General features: G+C 61.9%; 16 protein-coding genes. 7 read left to right on the top strand and 9 right to left on the bottom strand.

Annotation, left to right across the window (positions count from 1 at the left end; all coding sequences use genetic code 11):
• Positions 1-172 precede the first annotated feature (172 nt).
• The 4 genes from cobT to cobS are packed head-to-tail and all read right to left on the bottom strand — an operon-like array spanning position 173 to position 4,404.
• On the bottom strand, positions 173-2,050 hold the full coding sequence (gene cobT / locus RBB29_RS21960; RefSeq protein ID WP_306116486.1) for a cobaltochelatase subunit CobT: 1,878 nt from the start codon (positions 2,048-2,050) through the stop codon (positions 173-175).
• The gene (locus tag RBB29_RS21955) at positions 2,047-2,748 is read right to left on the bottom strand and encodes an aspartate/glutamate racemase family protein (protein WP_306116487.1); all 702 of its coding nucleotides are present in this window, start codon (positions 2,746-2,748) and stop codon (positions 2,047-2,049) included. The genes cobT and RBB29_RS21955 overlap by 4 nt, the downstream gene beginning before the upstream one ends.
• A gap of 30 nt (positions 2,749-2,778) precedes the next feature.
• A complete protein-coding gene (locus tag RBB29_RS21950; protein WP_306116488.1) occupies positions 2,779-3,399 on the bottom strand; it encodes a hypothetical protein in 621 nt (206 codons plus the stop codon).
• Between the two features lie 18 nt (positions 3,400-3,417).
• Positions 3,418-4,404: a cobaltochelatase subunit CobS gene (gene cobS / locus RBB29_RS21945; protein ID WP_306116489.1), complete on the bottom strand. Its 987-nt coding sequence runs from the start codon at positions 4,402-4,404 to the stop codon at positions 3,418-3,420.
• A gap of 426 nt (positions 4,405-4,830) precedes the next feature.
• On the opposite strand from cobS, the gene msrB reads away from it, so the two are divergent.
• Positions 4,831-5,301, top strand: a complete 471-nt coding sequence (gene msrB, locus RBB29_RS21940) for a peptide-methionine (R)-S-oxide reductase MsrB (protein ID WP_306116490.1) — start codon at positions 4,831-4,833, stop codon at positions 5,299-5,301.
• Positions 5,302-5,409: 108 nt separating this feature from the next.
• Positions 5,410-5,826, top strand: a complete 417-nt coding sequence (locus RBB29_RS21935) for a hypothetical protein (RefSeq protein WP_306121224.1) — start codon at positions 5,410-5,412, stop codon at positions 5,824-5,826.
• Here RBB29_RS21935 and RBB29_RS21930 read toward each other — a convergent pair.
• Entirely contained in the window at positions 5,792-6,556 is a 765-nt protein-coding gene (locus tag RBB29_RS21930; RefSeq protein WP_371931541.1) for a helix-turn-helix domain-containing protein, read from the bottom strand. The two genes, RBB29_RS21935 and RBB29_RS21930, sit on opposite strands and share 35 nt — an antisense overlap.
• Before the next feature lie 91 nt (positions 6,557-6,647).
• On the opposite strand from RBB29_RS21930, the gene RBB29_RS21925 reads away from it, so the two are divergent.
• Positions 6,648-7,184: a peroxiredoxin-like family protein gene (locus tag RBB29_RS21925; RefSeq protein WP_306116492.1), complete on the top strand. Its 537-nt coding sequence runs from the start codon at positions 6,648-6,650 to the stop codon at positions 7,182-7,184.
• A gap of 51 nt (positions 7,185-7,235) precedes the next feature.
• Here the strand turns inward: RBB29_RS21925 and RBB29_RS21920 are convergent, their stop codons facing one another.
• From RBB29_RS21920 to RBB29_RS21905, 4 genes are all read right to left on the bottom strand, one after another.
• Positions 7,236-7,859 carry a DnaJ domain-containing protein gene (locus tag RBB29_RS21920; RefSeq protein ID WP_306116493.1) on the bottom strand — a complete coding sequence of 208 codons (624 nt, stop codon included), beginning with the start codon at positions 7,857-7,859 and terminating at the stop codon, positions 7,236-7,238.
• 185 nt (positions 7,860-8,044) lie between these two features.
• Entirely contained in the window at positions 8,045-8,449 is a 405-nt protein-coding gene (locus tag RBB29_RS21915; RefSeq protein ID WP_306116494.1) for a DUF4177 domain-containing protein, read from the bottom strand.
• A 73-nt stretch (positions 8,450-8,522) separates the two neighbouring features.
• Complete coding sequence (locus RBB29_RS21910) at positions 8,523-9,071, bottom strand: pyridoxamine 5'-phosphate oxidase family protein (protein ID WP_306116495.1); 549 nt, start codon at positions 9,069-9,071, stop codon at positions 8,523-8,525.
• Positions 9,061-9,948, bottom strand: a complete 888-nt coding sequence (locus RBB29_RS21905; protein ID WP_306116496.1) for a DMT family transporter — start codon at positions 9,946-9,948, stop codon at positions 9,061-9,063. Before RBB29_RS21905 ends, RBB29_RS21910 begins: the two co-directional genes overlap by 11 nt.
• Positions 9,949-10,058: 110 nt before the next feature.
• Here RBB29_RS21905 and RBB29_RS21900 point away from each other — a divergent pair, with 110 nt between their 5' ends.
• The 4 genes from RBB29_RS21900 to RBB29_RS21885 all read left to right on the top strand — a co-directional run bounded on the left by RBB29_RS21900 (position 10,059) and on the right by RBB29_RS21885 (position 14,704).
• Positions 10,059-10,724 carry a YafY family protein gene (locus RBB29_RS21900; RefSeq protein WP_306116497.1) on the top strand — a complete coding sequence of 222 codons (666 nt, stop codon included), beginning with the start codon at positions 10,059-10,061 and terminating at the stop codon, positions 10,722-10,724.
• A 118-nt stretch (positions 10,725-10,842) separates the two neighbouring features.
• Entirely contained in the window at positions 10,843-11,802 is a 960-nt protein-coding gene (locus tag RBB29_RS21895; protein WP_306121223.1) for an ABC transporter permease, read from the top strand.
• A complete protein-coding gene (locus tag RBB29_RS21890) occupies positions 11,799-12,689 on the top strand; it encodes an ABC transporter permease (protein ID WP_306116499.1) in 891 nt (296 codons plus the stop codon). Before RBB29_RS21895 ends, RBB29_RS21890 begins: the two co-directional genes overlap by 4 nt.
• Complete coding sequence (locus RBB29_RS21885) at positions 12,689-14,704, top strand: ABC transporter ATP-binding protein (RefSeq protein WP_306116500.1); 2,016 nt, start codon at positions 12,689-12,691, stop codon at positions 14,702-14,704. The genes RBB29_RS21890 and RBB29_RS21885 overlap by 1 nt, the downstream gene beginning before the upstream one ends.
• Positions 14,705-14,953: the final 249 nt, after the last annotated feature.

The raw sequence follows: 14,953 nt of genomic DNA, 5'->3' as shown, positions 1-14,953 counted from the left end.
GGCGGTGCCGCCGGGCGGAACAGCTCGTAGAGGCGGATCAGGTTATTGGCGTGCCGCACTAAAACTACTTTAGATTGATTTTCTCGCGTCGGCCTAGAGTAAACGATTTCAGAGCGTTGGTGGCCGATCTGTACCTTGAGAATTGCGCGAAAGGCGATGGATTTCTGCTGTCCTAGCTCGCCTTCTTCATCCCCATCACCCGCGCCCGGGCGCGCGGGTCGCTGTCGAAAAGCGCGGCCAGTTGTTCGGTCATCGCGCCCGCGAGTTGGTCCACATCGGTGATCGTGACCGCGCGGTTGTAATACCGCGTCACGTCATGCCCGATGCCGATGGCCAGAAGCTCCACCTGCCGACGTTTCTCGACCATGGCGATCACGTCGCGCAGGTGTTTTTCCAGGTAATTCGCGGGGTTAACGGATAAAGTTGAATCGTCCACCGGCGCCCCGTCGGAGATCACCATCAGGATCTTGCGCGCCTCGCGGCGGCTCACCATCCGCCGGTGCGCCCATTCCAGCGCCTCACCGTCGATATTTTCCTTCAGCAGCCCCTCTTTCATCATCAACCCAAGGTTCTGCCGGGTCCGGCGCATCGGGGCGTCGGCAGACTTGTAGATGATGTGGCGCAGGTCATTGAGCCGCCCGGGCAATTGCGGGCGGCCTTCGCCGAGCCATGTCTCGCGGCTCTGCCCGCCCTTCCAGGCGCGGGTGGTGAAGCCCAGGATCTCGACCTTGACGTTGCACCGCTCCAACGTGCGGGCCAGAACGTCGGCACAGATCGCAGCGATCGAAATCGGCCGCCCGCGCATCGAGCCGGAATTGTCCAGTAGAAGCGTCACGACCGTGTCCTGAAACTCGGTATCCTTCTCGACCTTGAAGCTCAAAGGCGTCGTCGGGTTGGCCACCACGCGGGCCAGACGCCCGGCATCGAGCGTACCTTCCTCAAGGTCGAACTCCCAAGCGCGGTTCTGCTGCGCCTGCAGCCGGCGCTGCAACTTATTGGCCAGACGGCTGACCGCGCCCTTCAAGGGCTCCAACTGTTGATCCAGATACGCGCGCAGCCGTTCCAACTCGACCGGCTCGGCCAGATCCTGCGCGTCGATCTCCTCATCGAACTCGGTGGAATAGACGGTGTAATCCGGGTCGGCATCGGAAATCGGCTGCGGGGCAGGGGGCTCTAGCGGGGCCTCGCCCTCGGGCAGTTCAGTCTCGTCGCCCATCTCTTGGTCGGCCATCTCGTCCATGCTGACCTGCGCCTGGCTCTGATCCTGCTGATCTTCCTGGCTCTGTTCGGGATCAGCGTCTGCCTGATCCTCATCGCCGTCATCCTCGCCGGTGCTTTCGGGCTCTTCCTGCTCCTCGCCACTATCCTCGGCCTCGTCCTCCTGATCGTCCTCGATATTGTCGGGATCATCGCCCAACTGATCGCCATAGCCCAGATCCTCGATGATTTGCCGGGCGAATTTGGCGAACTTGGCCTGATCCGAAAGCATATCATCGAGACCTTCCAGCGTGCCGCCGGCCTGTTCCTCGATGAACCCCTGCCACAGTTCCATGACATTGTTGCACGCGGGTGGCAGGTCGCGGCCCGTGGCCAGATGCCGGATCAGATAACCCGCCGCGGTGGGCAATGGTACCTGTGCCGCCTCACTCACCTGATCGTAGCCAAGGCGCAGGGCTTCGGCCTCGATCTTGCTGTCGATATTGCTGGCGGTGCCGGGCATGACGCGGGCGCCGACGGCCTCGCAGCGCGCGGTTTCCATCGCGTTGTAAAGCTCCTGCGCCATCTGACCCTGCGGGTTGTAGCGCGCATTGACCGCCGGGTCGTGATACTTGTGGCGGAGCGCCAGCGCGTCTGCGGTGCCGCGGGCATGCAGCACCTCTTCGCGCGTCATCCGGCGGCTCACCTGCGGCAGGCGCATCGCATCGCCACTGACCCCCGCGGGATCGACCGAATAGGTCACCGACAAGTCAGGGTCGTCGGCCATCACCTTGGTCGCCTCGGCCAGCGCCTTCTTGAACGGATCGGCGGGGTTGTCGTTGGGCTTCTTCATCCACTTGTCTCCAGCTCGCTCAGAGCCACTTCATCGCAGGCCAATTGCGCCAGAAGGTCCACATGCACCTCCAGCGCGTCAATCACGCGATAGTCGGTCGTTTGCCCGTCAAAGGCAAGGTTCAGATCGGTCCCGGCCAGCACCACCGCATCGGCGCCGTGATCGTCCGCCAGGCGCTGCCCGGCATCGAGGAAATAGCGGCGATCCGCCTCGGCGGCCACGCCCGAGAGCGCCATATCAATGTACCGCTGGCCCAGCATGTCGAGCTCATCCTCGAGGGCGATGGCTTCGGTCTGTCGAAGTTGGCCATAGAGCTTCGTGGCCATCACCACGCGAGTGCCGAGAAGGCCGACACGTCCAAGCCCCTGAGCGGCGAAATTGGCGTCAAGCGGTGTGACACCCGATACCAACGGCAAAGAAGAGATCGCCGCCGTTTCATCGTAACAGAAATGCCCGCCGAGGGAGGTGATTGCCGCGCATTCCGCCCCCGCGGCCTTCAGCCGGTCAATAAGCCGCGCATAGATCTCCGCCTGCGCCGCACGGTTGTCCTCGCGGTTGTTCACCACCAGCGTCGGCGCATCCGCCTGCACGATGGTCAACTCTAACGGTTGTCCCTTCGCCGACACAGCCGCCGCCAACCGCTGGTAATACACCACCGTCGCCGCCACGCCGATACCGCCGATGAGACCTATGTGCATGTCGTCTACCGGCCGGTTTTACTGAGTGGGTTACAGGAGTTGTTCATCAGGTGCCTCCAAAATCTCTAACCTGCTCGACACATGTGACACGAACGCTCGCTTGCAAGTGACGATCTTTTGTCCGTGTTCACGATTGTCGGCTTGCTCCAAGTAGTTGAACTTTCTGAGGCCCTTGTAGGCCAAAACAAGCTGGTCCAGGGCTGGCTGTTTAAACCCCTGAAAACTCTCCTCTTTCCAGTCACCATAGGTTTCCTTGGATGTGTTGGGATAGAACCAACGGCCGATATCTATCAGCGACGAAAGCTCGGTAAGGATATCGAGCCGCTTGAAAAAGTACTCCCCCTCCGGCAGCCGTGTTGGGTCGATTTCAGCCAGATGACAGGCCCTGGAAAGTGCATGGACACTGCGGGCAGCCCAGTCACGGATTTCGCCAAGCAGGGCATTGTGCGCGTTCTCCTGTTCAACCTTTAACGCATTTTCCGAGATCCTGATGGCAAGTCTTTCGGTCTCGATTGACTGCTTGGAGTTTTCCAGCGACTGCTTTGAATGCCGACCCGCAAAAAACGAGAAGACGATACTCGCACCCGCGGCGCACAGGGCGATCCCGACCCCAAGCCATTCGACCAAGTCTGCGCTTGATTCCGCACCCATGCGTGCCCCTAAATCAAATCACCCCAAGCTCATGCTCGCCGCCGATTCCGGCAGTTCCTCGTCAAAGCAACGCTGGTAGAACTCCGCCACGGTCTGGCGTTCCAGTTCGTCGCATTTGTTCATGAAGGTCAGGCGGAAGGCATAGCCCACGTTGCGGAAGATATGGGTGTTCTGGGCCCAGTTGATCACCGTCCGGGGGCTCATCACGGTGGACAATTCGCCGTTCATGAAGGCCGTGCGGGTCAGGTCGGCGACGGTGACCATCTGGCTGATCGTCTTGCGCCCCTCGGCATTGTTGAAGAGCGGGTTCTTGGCGATCACGATGGCGGTTTCCGCGTCGTGGCTGAGGTAATTGAGCGTCGCCACCATCGACCAGCGGTCCATCTGCGCCTGGTTGATCTGCTGCACCCCGTGATAGAGGCCCGTCGTATCCCCCAGACCCACGGTGTTCGACGTGGCAAAAAGGCGGAAATTCGGGTTCGGCGTGATGATCTCGTTCTGGTCCAGGAGGGTCAGCTTGCCGTCATGTTCCAGCACCCGCTGGATCACGAACATAACGTCCGCGCGGCCCGCATCATATTCGTCAAAGACAATCGCCACCGGGTTGCGCAGTGCCCAGGGCAGGATGCCCTCGTGGAATTCTGTCACCTGCTTGCCATCGCGCAGCTTGATCGCGTCCTTGCCGATCAGGTCGATCCGGCTGATATGGCTGTCGAGATTGACGCGCACCGCGGGCCAGTTCAGCCGCGCCGCGACCTGTTCGATATGGGTCGATTTGCCGGTGCCGTGATACCCTTGGATCATCACCCGCCGGTTATGGGAAAACCCGGCCAGGATCGCCAGCGTCGTGTCGGGGTCGAACTTGTAGGTGCTGTCGAGATCCGGAACGCGGTCCGTGCGCTCGGCAAAGCCTTTGACCGTCATGTCCGTATCAATGCCGAAAACCTCGCGGACCGAAATCTCTTCAGTGGGTTTCGCATTCATGTCAATCGTGCCGTCGGCCATTGGCGCTGTCCTTCAATCGGGTCTTTCCTGTTGCGCCCGTCGTGCCTGAATTCGCGGTCAAGGGCAAGGGGAAGGCTGCAAATCTCGCATCAGTTTATAGGGCGTCGTGAGCGGCCCAGATAGGGCCAGATGCGGGCCAATCAACAGCCAGTTGTCCAATTCCGCAACCGGGTTCCGGACGCGGGGCGGCACACCCGGCAGGATTTCTTTTTGTTCCCCGAAACTTTCACGCCCGGCGCGCCGTAGCTTTCCCGAGGACGCGGCAGATTACGGCCACGTCAACCCGGAGAAAACCATGGAAAGACGGCAATCCCACCACTCGCGGCGCCCATGGTCTGTAACTTTTCTCACGCGAAATTGCAGCGTCTTCGGTTGCGCAATAGCTGCCGCGCCCTCACATTCCAATCAACAAAAAAGGAGCACGCCATGCACCGACGCCATTTCATCCTGTCCGTTCTGACGACAGGCACTGCCATCAGCCTGGGCCTGCGGTCCGATGCCGCCGCCCAGTTCGAGGTCACGCGCAGCGATGCCGAGTGGCGCGCCATGCTGACCGACCTGCAATACAAGGTCATGCGTAAGGAAGGCACCGAACGCGCGGGCAGCTCGCCCCTCGACAAGGTCTATGATCCGGGGGTGTATCATTGCCGCGGATGTGATCTGCCGCTCTATTCGTCGGAGCACAAATATGACAGCGGCACCGGTTGGCCGAGCTTCTGGCAATCGCTGCCGGGTGCGATCGGGACCAAGGAAGACCGCAAGCTGTTTTCCGTGCGCACCGAATGCCATTGCAAACGCTGCGGCAGCCATTTGGGCCACATCTTTGACGATGGCCCCGCACCCACCGGCAAACGCCACTGCCTGAACGGTGTGTCGCTGGTCTTCAAAGCGGCCTGACCCGGGGTTCCGGGCAAACTGCTGAAAAACTGCGTATTTTCGGCGGCGTATCTGCGCAAGAACCGTGATGAATGGCCTTCGAATGTTCCAATTTCGGAGGCCTTTTTCGTGTCTGAACGCCTTGCCGGTCCGCAAATCCTTGGTGTTGCCGCTCTGATGGGCGCTTGTGGCGGCGTGACGCTGATCCTTCTGCTTATAGAGCTCGACTCATCGAGAAGTCTTCCCAGGATGTTTTTCCAAAGCGTCCTTGGTGCGGCCCTTGGGGGCGCAGTTGTGGCGCCATTATTTGGCCTTAACGGGGTGATGGGCTGGATCAGTGGCCTCTTTGGTATCTGCCTGGCCACGATCATCGGGTCCGCGCTTGCCGCCGTTTTCCTTGGCGGCCTTGAGGTCCTGGCGTTTGCTCCCTTGCTTGTCATGGCCTTTGTTTTTCAAGATCCCGTGGCGTTGATCGTCTGGCTGTCCTTCGCCGCGTCTATTCACCTGTTGGTTAAGCGTTGGCGGATGGTTGGGCGGCTTTCCTGATCTTCAAAGGGCTGATCCCGTAGGCGCTTGAAATCGCGCGGCTGAGTGCCTCGGTCGAGCCATAGGCATACCGGTTGGCCACCCGCTGCACCCGCTCTCCCCGCTCGATATCTTGACGTGCCAGGATCAGCCGCCATTTGCGCAGATACGCCAGCGGGGTCTCTCCCACGGCCTCGCGGAACAGTTCGGCAAAGCGGCTGATCGAGAGGCCTGCTTCTTCGGCCAGCGTATCGACCCGCCAGGGATGGCCGGGGCGGTCGTGGATCGCCACGATGGCACGGCTCAACCGGGCATCGGCCAACCCGCCCAGAAGGCCGCGCTGCATCGCGCCGGCCTCGATCTGCGCCCGCATGAGCCGGACGATCAGGACCTCGCCCAGTCGGTTCAGGACCGAGGCAGATCCGCAGCGCGACACCAGTTTTTCGGTCACCAAAAGCTGCGCCAGCGCCTGCATCTCCGGGTCTTGGCCGACCGGATGCCGGATGGCAGGGGGCAGGGCGGCGAGCAACGGGTTCTCCGACCCGCCCCATTCGACACGGGCGCTCAACAAGATGGTCTCTGCCGGACCGCCGGATTGGACGACGGCGCCGCCCGGCGCAAACCGTATTTCGGCCGGTATGTGACCCGCAATATCGCCCAGGATCAGGAAATTTGCAGCGGTCAAATCACAGGGCGTCACCAGCAGTTTGAATCGGGACATAAGGGCGGAGAGGCGGTCGATCTTGGTCATTTCGGCGTATGTATCAAGTTTATCGGATTTTATTGATCTTAGTTCGCGCTATATCGTCGTGCAAGTTCACTCATCGCAAGGAGACAAAATAATGCTGATGCCCCGCCAGAAGACCCCCGACCTGTCCGTGCCGACACTCGATCACGGCGATTTCGACCTGAGCAATGATGGATCGGAGCGTGGGACCGTCGTTTGCTTTTATCGTGGTCTGCATTGCCCGCTTTGCGCGGTCTACCTGACCGAAATGGAAAAGCGCGTGGATGATTTCGCCGAGCGTGGCGTCAAGACCATCGCGATCAGCTCGGACGGCGCGGACCGCACCCGGCAGATGGCCGAGAAGATCGGCGCGAATAAACTGCGCTTTGGCCATGATCTGACGCTGGAAAAGGCCCGCGAATGGGGGCTCTACATCTCGACCTCGCGCGGCAAGACCTCGATCGGGATCGAAGAACCGGCGCTCTTCTCCGAGCCGGGCCTCTTCATGGTCACGCCCGAGCAGACGCTTTACTACGGTTCGGTACAAACGATGCCGTTCGTGCGGCCGCATTTCTCGGAACTGGTCGGCGCGCTGGATTTTGCCATTGCTAATGACTACCCCGCACGCGGTGAATACCAAGGCGCGGTCTGAAACGAAAATCGCCAAAATCCGGCCCCGTGCAGGTAATGCGGGGCCGGCGACCTATTTGAAATTGCGGCTGCCTTTGATCTGGTCCCAGGCCCAGACGACCTGCTGCAACTGCTCTTCCTGGCTGCGGTCGCCGCCATTGATATCGGGGTGCAGGATCTTGATGAGCGATTTGTAGGATTTGCGGATTTCGGCCTTGGTCCAACTGTCCTTGGCCTCCAGAATCTCGATTGCCTGCCGCTCTGTCGGGGGGAGTTTACGGCTCCCCGTCGTGCCGCGCCCCGGGTTTTGCGTGGCGTTGCCGCCCAGAACCTGGTGCGGGTCCTCAATCCCGAGCCGCGCCCAGGCCCGAGCCTCGGGATCCGAAAACGCCTTGGTCTCGCGCTCCCAGACCTTGTCCTTGGACATCTGCGCATTCATCTCGGCCTCTGTTGTGCCGTGGAAGAAATTCCATTTCAGATTATACTCGCGCACATGCTCCTGGCAGAACCAGTAGTAGTCGTCGAGAACGTCCGGCGCTTTCGGCGCGCGATACTTGCCCGGCTTGTCGCATCCTTCATGTTCGCAGATCCGTACCGATGTCTCGGACGCGCCCGACATGCCCCGGCGCCCACGCGGATTTTTCTTCTTGGCGGAGGACACCGACATATCGAAACCAAACGGATCAGACTTGGACATTGGAACACCTTTGCGACTCGGAGCATGGAGTTTAGGCCAAAACGCGACGAATTGAAGGGGGGCGAATGCAAAAAATTATCGGCAACAGCAAGAACCTGCACAGAGGTCAAACGGCGCGGTTCAGCTTAAGCCATTGCGTTGCATGAGCAATTTCCGGCGGGGTGGAGAAACGTCAAAACGAGGGCCTAAGATGTGGCGTCTTTCTTGTCCGGCGCGTTGTCGCCGGCCTCCTCCGCTACCGTATCCTCTTCTGGCTCGGCGGTGTCTGGCGCATCATCCTCTGCGGGCTCTTCTACCGCAGATGTGTCCGCGGCGCCCTCGTCGGCTTCGGCTGCCGGGTCAGCCTCCATCTCCGGCGCGATCTCGCGGCGGAAGACCAGCACTGAGCGATAGACCGTCTGCGTCGACGTCAGCCCCTGACGCTCTTCGCTCGGCAGGATATCGGCGCGCAGGTATTCCCATCCATCGGCGGCAAATTCGTTCATCCGCTGCTCCAGCGCATGGGCAAACCGCGCTTCTGCGCCTTTGACGCCGGGCGCTTTCAGGCCCTTCGCCGGTGCCGGGATTACCTTGTATTCATACCTGATCATCGAATGCGCTGCCCATAACTGCGAGATAACCGCCGCATCCTAACCGGGTCGCGCCGCAGTGCAAGACAGAAGATCAGAACGTGAGCCCCGTCGGGTCGCCATCAAGGCTTACCATGTTCTTTTTCTTCCAGAATTCGGCGAGTTCGTCATCGCTCATCCGGGCATACCAAGGGACAAGCTCTGTCTCGGCCCGGGGGCGGATCACAGACATTTCCGGCACACCGGTGCCGCAGGAGGTGGTGACAAGATCAATCTGCAGCTCGAAGATGTTGCGCGCACCGGCATAGTCGGGAAATTGCGCATAGAGATCGGCCCAGGCCTTGTCGCCGGGGTGAAAGACCCGGGCGTTGCCATAGACCCGTAAGGTCAGCGCGTTGCCCTCAAAAGCACAGAACATCAGGGTCATCCGGGGCGATTGACGCAAGTGGGCCGCGGTTTCATTGCCGCTGCCACTGACGCTCAGCCAGCGGATGCAGGTATCGGACACGATCCGCAGCGAATCCAGCCCTTTCGGCGACAGGTTCACCCGGCCCTCCGGCGCGGCGGTGGCCACGAAAAACACCTGTTGTGCCTCGATGAACCGCCGGAAGCTGCGGTTGAGTTTGTTGGTTTTAATGCCCATGGGAAACTCCTTTGAATTTGCGACCGGGAAGGGGGTATTGCGACAGCACCACCGCGACGATCACCAGGATGCCGCCAGCAATCGCCCAGGGCGTGGGAAGCTCCCGCAAAAGCAGCCATGCCCAGATCGGGGCCAGCGGCGTTTCGATCGCGCCCAGAAGGGCGGTTTGTGCAGCAGGGATGCGCCGTGCGCCCTCGGTAAGCGTGATCGAGGCCACCGCGAAGATCAGACCAAACGCCAGCAGAGTGCCGATTTCGGGGCGCGTGGTGGTCATTGGCGCGCCCCATAACCCGCCGGGGACAAGCAGAATGACCGAGGCGAAGATGTTGGGCAGGATCGTGGGTGTGTCGGGCCAGATCCGATAGATCACGTAGAAGACCGACATCATCAGTGTCATCCAGAGCGCGAGGAAATCCCCGGTCAGGTTGCCCGTGCCGACGGAGCCCTTGAGGGTCAGCCCAACCCCGACCAGGGCCAGAAGGCTGGTCAGCGTGATCCTGAGCGTCGGCCGTTCCCCGATCAGCACCCATGTCAGAGCGGCGGCGACAAATGGCGCGGTGGCCCAGATCAACACCACATTGGTCACGCTGGTGAGTTTGAAGGCGGGGATGAACGCGGCGGTGCCGGAGGCCGCGACGAGGGTGGCGAGCAGGGCGGACCAGCCGAAGCGAGAGATCTCATCGCGCAGCCCGCCGCGCAGCCATAGGTAGCCGAAAGATAGCACCGCCGCGCCCAGCCCGCGCCAGAAGATTACCGACCAGGCGTTGGCATCGACGCCCTTGGTGAAAATCCCCGCCGTGCTGAAGACAATGGCGGAGGTGGTGACAAGCAGGACACCCGCCGTGTGCGAAAGGGGCAGGCCGGTTGGACGGGACATGGAATACCTCCGGTCGGGGACAGACAAATCGCACTGTGTCAAAAGCCTGCTGACATGTATCTGTCAGGAGTGACATGGTAGGCTGTCGGAAAGTCAAAGAGGGGTCCGCCGTGACACGTTCCACAAGGATGTTCGAGATCATCCAGCTTCTGCGCCGTGCCGAGCAGCCGCGCACCGCCGCGCAGATCGCCGAGATCCTGGAGGTGACCCCGCGCACGATCTACCGCGACATCGCCTCGCTTCAGGCCATGCGGGTGCCGATCGACGGCGCGGCAGGGGTCGGATACATCATGCGGCCCGGGTTTGATCTGCCGCCGATCAATTTCGATATCGAAGAGGCCGAGGCGGTGACCGTTGGCCTCGCGATGATCGTGCGCACCGGCGATCGCGGGTTGAAGGAAGCCGGGCGCCGGGCCTGCCGCAAACTGGAAGAGGCGACCGAGTTGAGCAATGCGCTCTTTTCTTCGACCTGGGGCGCGGCGGAACCCGACAGTGTCGATATGTCCGATCTGCGCGCGGCGATCCGGCAGGAACGCAAGCTATCGGTGAGCTACCGCGACGGCAATGGCGAAGAGAGCCGCCGCATCATCCGCCCATTTGCGATGGTCTATCATTCCGAGGCCATAGTCTTGGCCGCATGGTGTGAATTGCGCAATGATTTCAGGAATTTCCGCCCAGATCGCATAGTATCCTATACCCTTCTTGAAGACGATTTCGCGGGGCAGGGAGAGGCGCTGCGGCGGGAGTGGATGCAGAGCTATGCGGAATGGCTCTAGCCCGGTGGCGCGCAAAACGTCTGGACGTGTCGAAGAATCGCGGGTTAGGGTTGCCAGAACTCACATGGGCGGTCCGGGGGCTGTCTGATCCTGCTGCCGCCAACCTGGTGCTAGAAACATGTTAAGAATGCTTGTGCGCCGACTGTTCCTGGGGTTCGTGACCGTATGGATCGTGTCGGTTATCATCTTTGCCGGGGTCGAGGCCCTGCCCGGGGATGCCTGCACCGCGTTTCTGGAACGTGACGCCCAGGGCAAGTTGCTGGAAAACTGCCGCCGTGACCTGGGCCTCGATAAACCCGCGGTCACGCGCTACATCGACTGGGCCTCCGGGGCAATCCGGGGAGATTTCGGCGTCTCTGCCGATGGTCAGCAAAGCATCGCGGCTCTCGTCGGCGATCGGGTCAAGAACTCAATCCTGCTGGCGGCAGGGGCGCTGGCGGTTGGTGTCCCATTGGCAATCCTGCTCGGGATCATTACCGGTCTTTGGCGCGACAGCTGGATTGACATCCTGTTCTCGACCGGGGCGATCTTTGCCATGACGATCCCGGAATTCGTCTCGGCAACGGTGCTGATCCTGATCTTTGCCATCTGGCTCGGATGGGTGCCGGCGGTGGTGTTGACCCCGGCGGATGCCCCGGCACTGGCCTTCTTTCCCGAGGTCATCCTTGCCGCGGTTGTCCTGACCATGGTGATGATCGCCCATATCATGCGCATGGTCCGCTCGTCGGTCATCGAAGTGATGGCCAGCGACTACGTCCAAATGGCGATGCTCAAGGGCGTTCCCTACTGGCGGATCGTGTTTCGCCATGCGCTGCCGAATGCGCTTTTGCCCGCGATCAACGTGGTGGCGCTGACGGTTGCGTGGCTGCTTGGCGGGGTCGTAGTGGTCGAGATGGTGTTCAACTATCCCGGGCTCGGCCGGACCATGATCTCCGCAATCTCCGCGCGTGACCTTCCGGTGATACAGGCGCTGGCGATGATCGTCGCAGCGACCTATGTGGGCGTCAACCTGGCCGCTGATATGCTGACCATCGTGCTGAACCCGCGTCTGCGCACCCTGAGTCAGAGGGGCAAATGACGGAAACCGCGACACCACGGCCCAATCCCGGCCGCCTCAACCGCTTCTGGATCGTCCTTGGGGACGTGGCCGCGCGCCCGTCGGGGCTTATCGGGCTGACGCTGGTGCTGGGCCATATCGTCTTGGCCCTCATCAGCCCCTGGCTGGCCGGATATGATTACAAGGCGATGGATTCCTCGCTGATCCTGGAACCGCCATCTGCCGAACATTGGCTTGGAACCGATCACCTTGGCCGCGATATCCTGAGCCGCGTATTGCAAGGAGGGCGCGTGGCGCTTCTGGTCACCGGGATTGCCACCCCGATTGCGCTTCTCTGGGGCGGCATTACCGGCATCCTGCTGGGCCTGATTGGCGGGCGCACCGACGAGATCGCCATGCGGGTGGTCGATGCGTTCCTGTCGATCCCCGGGGTGCTGTCGCTCCTGGTGCTGGTGGCGATCTTCGGCACGGGCAACGCGGTGATGATCCCGACCCTCGCGTTCTTCTTCGGCATCCCGGTGATCCGGGTGATCCGGGCGGCCACCCATGACGTCGTGGCGCGCGATTTTGTACTGGCGGCGCGGGCGCGGGGCCATTCCCGGCTTTCCATCGTCTGGCGCGAGCTTCTGCCCAATGTGCGCGACGCGATGATGGTCGAAGGCGCGATGCGCTGGTCCTGGATGCTGCTCGCCTTCTCCTCGCTGTCCTTCCTGGGCTTCGGTGTACCGCCCCCAACGCCCGACTGGGCCGTGATGATCGCCGATGAGCGCGCCTATATGCCGCTCGCGCCGCTTGGCGTGTTGGCGCCGGTCGTGGCGCTCTCCTCGCTGATCGTCGGCATCAACCTGACGGCGGATGCGCTGGCCAAGGCCATGGGCATCGACCGCGCCCGAAAGGCCGTTGTCTGATGGCGCAACCGATCATCGACATCCGGAACCTGTCCGTCGGGTTCACCGGGCGCGCGGGCCGGACATTGCCGGTGCTCCGTAATGTGGACCTGACCGTCCATCGCGGTGAAAGCATTGGAATCGTTGGCGAAAGCGGGTCGGGCAAGAGCACGCTGGCCCTGGCCTCCATGGGGTTTCTCAAGCAGGGTTTGCGCGTCATAGGTGGCAGGGTCTGCTTCAATGGCGAGGACATGTTCGCTCGGTCACGGCAAGAGCTTGAGGCGATCCGGGGCGGGCAATTGGGCCTCATCCCGCAGAATTCCGGCCAATCCCTGACGCCCACCATGCGGATCGGGGCGCAGATGGCCGAGGCGCTGGAACTGCATTGCGATCTGGCGAAAGCTGACTACCACGCGCGGATTATCGACCTGCTGGGGCAAGTGCGTTTGCCGGACCCGGAGGTGATTTTTAACCGCTACCCGCACGAGCTTTCCGGCGGGCAGCAGCAGCGCGTGGCCATCGCCATGGCCCTTGCCGGGCAACCCGACGCGCTTTTGCTGGACGAGCCGACCACCGGCCTCGATGTCACGACCCAGGCGCATATCCTCGAACTCCTGGGTGACCTCGCCCGGGAGCGGGACATGGCGATGATCTATGTCAGCCACGACCTCGGTGTGATTGCGCGGGTCTGCGAGCGGGTGATGGTGATGTATGCCGGTGAGGCGGTGTTGCAGGGGCCGACCGCGGCGGTGCTCAAGGACCCGGCGCACCCCTATGCGCGCGCGCTTCTGGCCTCGATCCCGCGGCTGTGCGACACCCATCTGCCGATTGCGCTTGATGGTCGTCCGCCCGCGCCCGGCGGGGCAGGGGACGGCTGCGCCTTTGCACCGCGTTGCGCCTTGGCGCGCGAGGCCTGCCATGCGACCCGCCCCGATCTGCTCGATGCCGGGCAGGGTAGCCAGGCGCGGTGTTTCTTCCACGAGGAGGCCCATGCGCTGGCCGCCGGTGGCACCGGGGCGGATCCGTTGCACCACCGCCCCGATGGCGCACCGGCCCTGGCGCTCGATGATCTGTCGATCAGTTATGCCGTGCCGGGGTTTCTGGATCGTCTCTTTGGCGACGGGGGCGGGTTCGTGCCGACCGTCGATGACATCTCGTTCGAGATCACCAGTGGCGAGACCCTTGGGCTGGTGGGCGAATCCGGGTCGGGAAAATCGACGATCCTCAAGGCGGTTGCGGGGTTGCTGCCGCCTGCCGGTGGCCGCATCACGGTTGGTCAGGACACCGCGCTGCCCACAACGGTCGAGAAGCGCCCGCCACAGCAGTTGCGCCGCATTCAGATGATTTTCCAGAATCCGGATGATAGCCTGAATGGCCGCCACACCGTTGCCGAGATCCTGGCACAGCCGCTCAGGCTTTATGACGGGTTGAGCGGTAAGGCCCTGCAGGACCGCAGCGTTGAGATCCTGGAGACCGTCCGGTTGGGCGCGCATTACATGGATCGCCTGCCCGGGCAGCTCTCGGGCGGAGAGAAGCAGCGGGTGGCGATTGCCCGGGCCTTCGCCGCCGAGCCTGAGCTGGTTCTGTGCGATGAGATCACATCGGCGCTCGATGTGTCGGTGCAGGCTGCGATGCTGGATCTTCTGAATGAATTCAAGAAGCTGAAAGACACAACTTATGTGTTCGTAAGTCACGACTTGGCGGTTGTTCGTGCTCTCTCGGACCGGGTTGCGGTGCTCTACCAGGGGCGCTTGTGCGAGATCGGCCCGACCGAGAAAGTATACGGATCGGTGTCACACCCTTATACCTCGGTCCTGCTCAACGCGGTGCTGGAACCTGATCCCGACAAGGCACCCACCCTGATGGCCGAGGACGTGGTTGAACTCTCCCCGCCCGCGCGCGGCTGCCCATTCCAACGCCGTTGCCAGCGCAAACCCGGTGCAATCTGCGATACCGAGACGCCCCCCTGGCGCGAAACCGGCGAGGGCCACACCATTCGCTGCCACATCCCTCTGGAAGATTTGAAAAAGCTCTAGCGGAAGCAAATTTGGACTTTGCCTATCCACAAGACCTGCAACGTACGCTTTGAGCCCAAGGCGGACGTCTGCGTGCTGAGTCCAAAGCCGCGCGATGGCCAGACCGCGGGATGGCGATCAACCGTGTTCAGATGCACTTTATCTTTGCCAAGTCCGAAAAACCAAATTTCGTTGCGCAACCTCACCCAATCGCCAGCCCTTGCGGGCGGTCTGGCGATCGCGCGGCGGCCTACGGCCTTGATTCCGCGC

It is taken from the genome of Roseovarius sp. MMSF_3359, from assembly GCF_030733385.1.
Lineage (GTDB): Bacteria > Pseudomonadota > Alphaproteobacteria > Rhodobacterales > Rhodobacteraceae > Roseovarius.
Note: the sequence above shows the minus strand (reverse complement) of the source record. Positions and strands in the feature narration are given on the sequence as shown.

Coding starts and splice junctions, on each gene's coding strand:
- RBB29_RS21925 (WP_306116492.1), top strand. CDS start 6,648: ATGCTGATGCCCCGCCAGAAGACCCCCGACCTGTCCGTGCCGACACTC.
- RBB29_RS21920 (WP_306116493.1), bottom strand. CDS start 7,859: ATGTCCAAGTCTGATCCGTTTGGTTTCGATATGTCGGTGTCCTCCGCC.
- RBB29_RS21910 (WP_306116495.1), bottom strand. CDS start 9,071: ATGGGCATTAAAACCAACAAACTCAACCGCAGCTTCCGGCGGTTCATC.
- RBB29_RS21905 (WP_306116496.1), bottom strand. CDS start 9,948: ATGTCCCGTCCAACCGGCCTGCCCCTTTCGCACACGGCGGGTGTCCTG.
- RBB29_RS21930 (WP_371931541.1), bottom strand. CDS start 6,556: ATGACCAAGATCGACCGCCTCTCCGCCCTTATGTCCCGATTCAAACTG.
- RBB29_RS21955 (WP_306116487.1), bottom strand. CDS start 2,748: ATGCACATAGGTCTCATCGGCGGTATCGGCGTGGCGGCGACGGTGGTG.
- RBB29_RS21915 (WP_306116494.1), bottom strand. CDS start 8,449: ATGATCAGGTATGAATACAAGGTAATCCCGGCACCGGCGAAGGGCCTG.
- cobT (WP_306116486.1), bottom strand. CDS start 2,050: ATGAAGAAGCCCAACGACAACCCCGCCGATCCGTTCAAGAAGGCGCTG.
- RBB29_RS21950 (WP_306116488.1), bottom strand. CDS start 3,399: ATGGGTGCGGAATCAAGCGCAGACTTGGTCGAATGGCTTGGGGTCGGG.
- RBB29_RS21895 (WP_306121223.1), top strand. CDS start 10,843: ATGTTAAGAATGCTTGTGCGCCGACTGTTCCTGGGGTTCGTGACCGTA.
- RBB29_RS21885 (WP_306116500.1), top strand. CDS start 12,689: ATGGCGCAACCGATCATCGACATCCGGAACCTGTCCGTCGGGTTCACC.
- RBB29_RS21890 (WP_306116499.1), top strand. CDS start 11,799: ATGACGGAAACCGCGACACCACGGCCCAATCCCGGCCGCCTCAACCGC.
- cobS (WP_306116489.1), bottom strand. CDS start 4,404: ATGGCCGACGGCACGATTGACATGAATGCGAAACCCACTGAAGAGATT.
- msrB (WP_306116490.1), top strand. CDS start 4,831: ATGCACCGACGCCATTTCATCCTGTCCGTTCTGACGACAGGCACTGCC.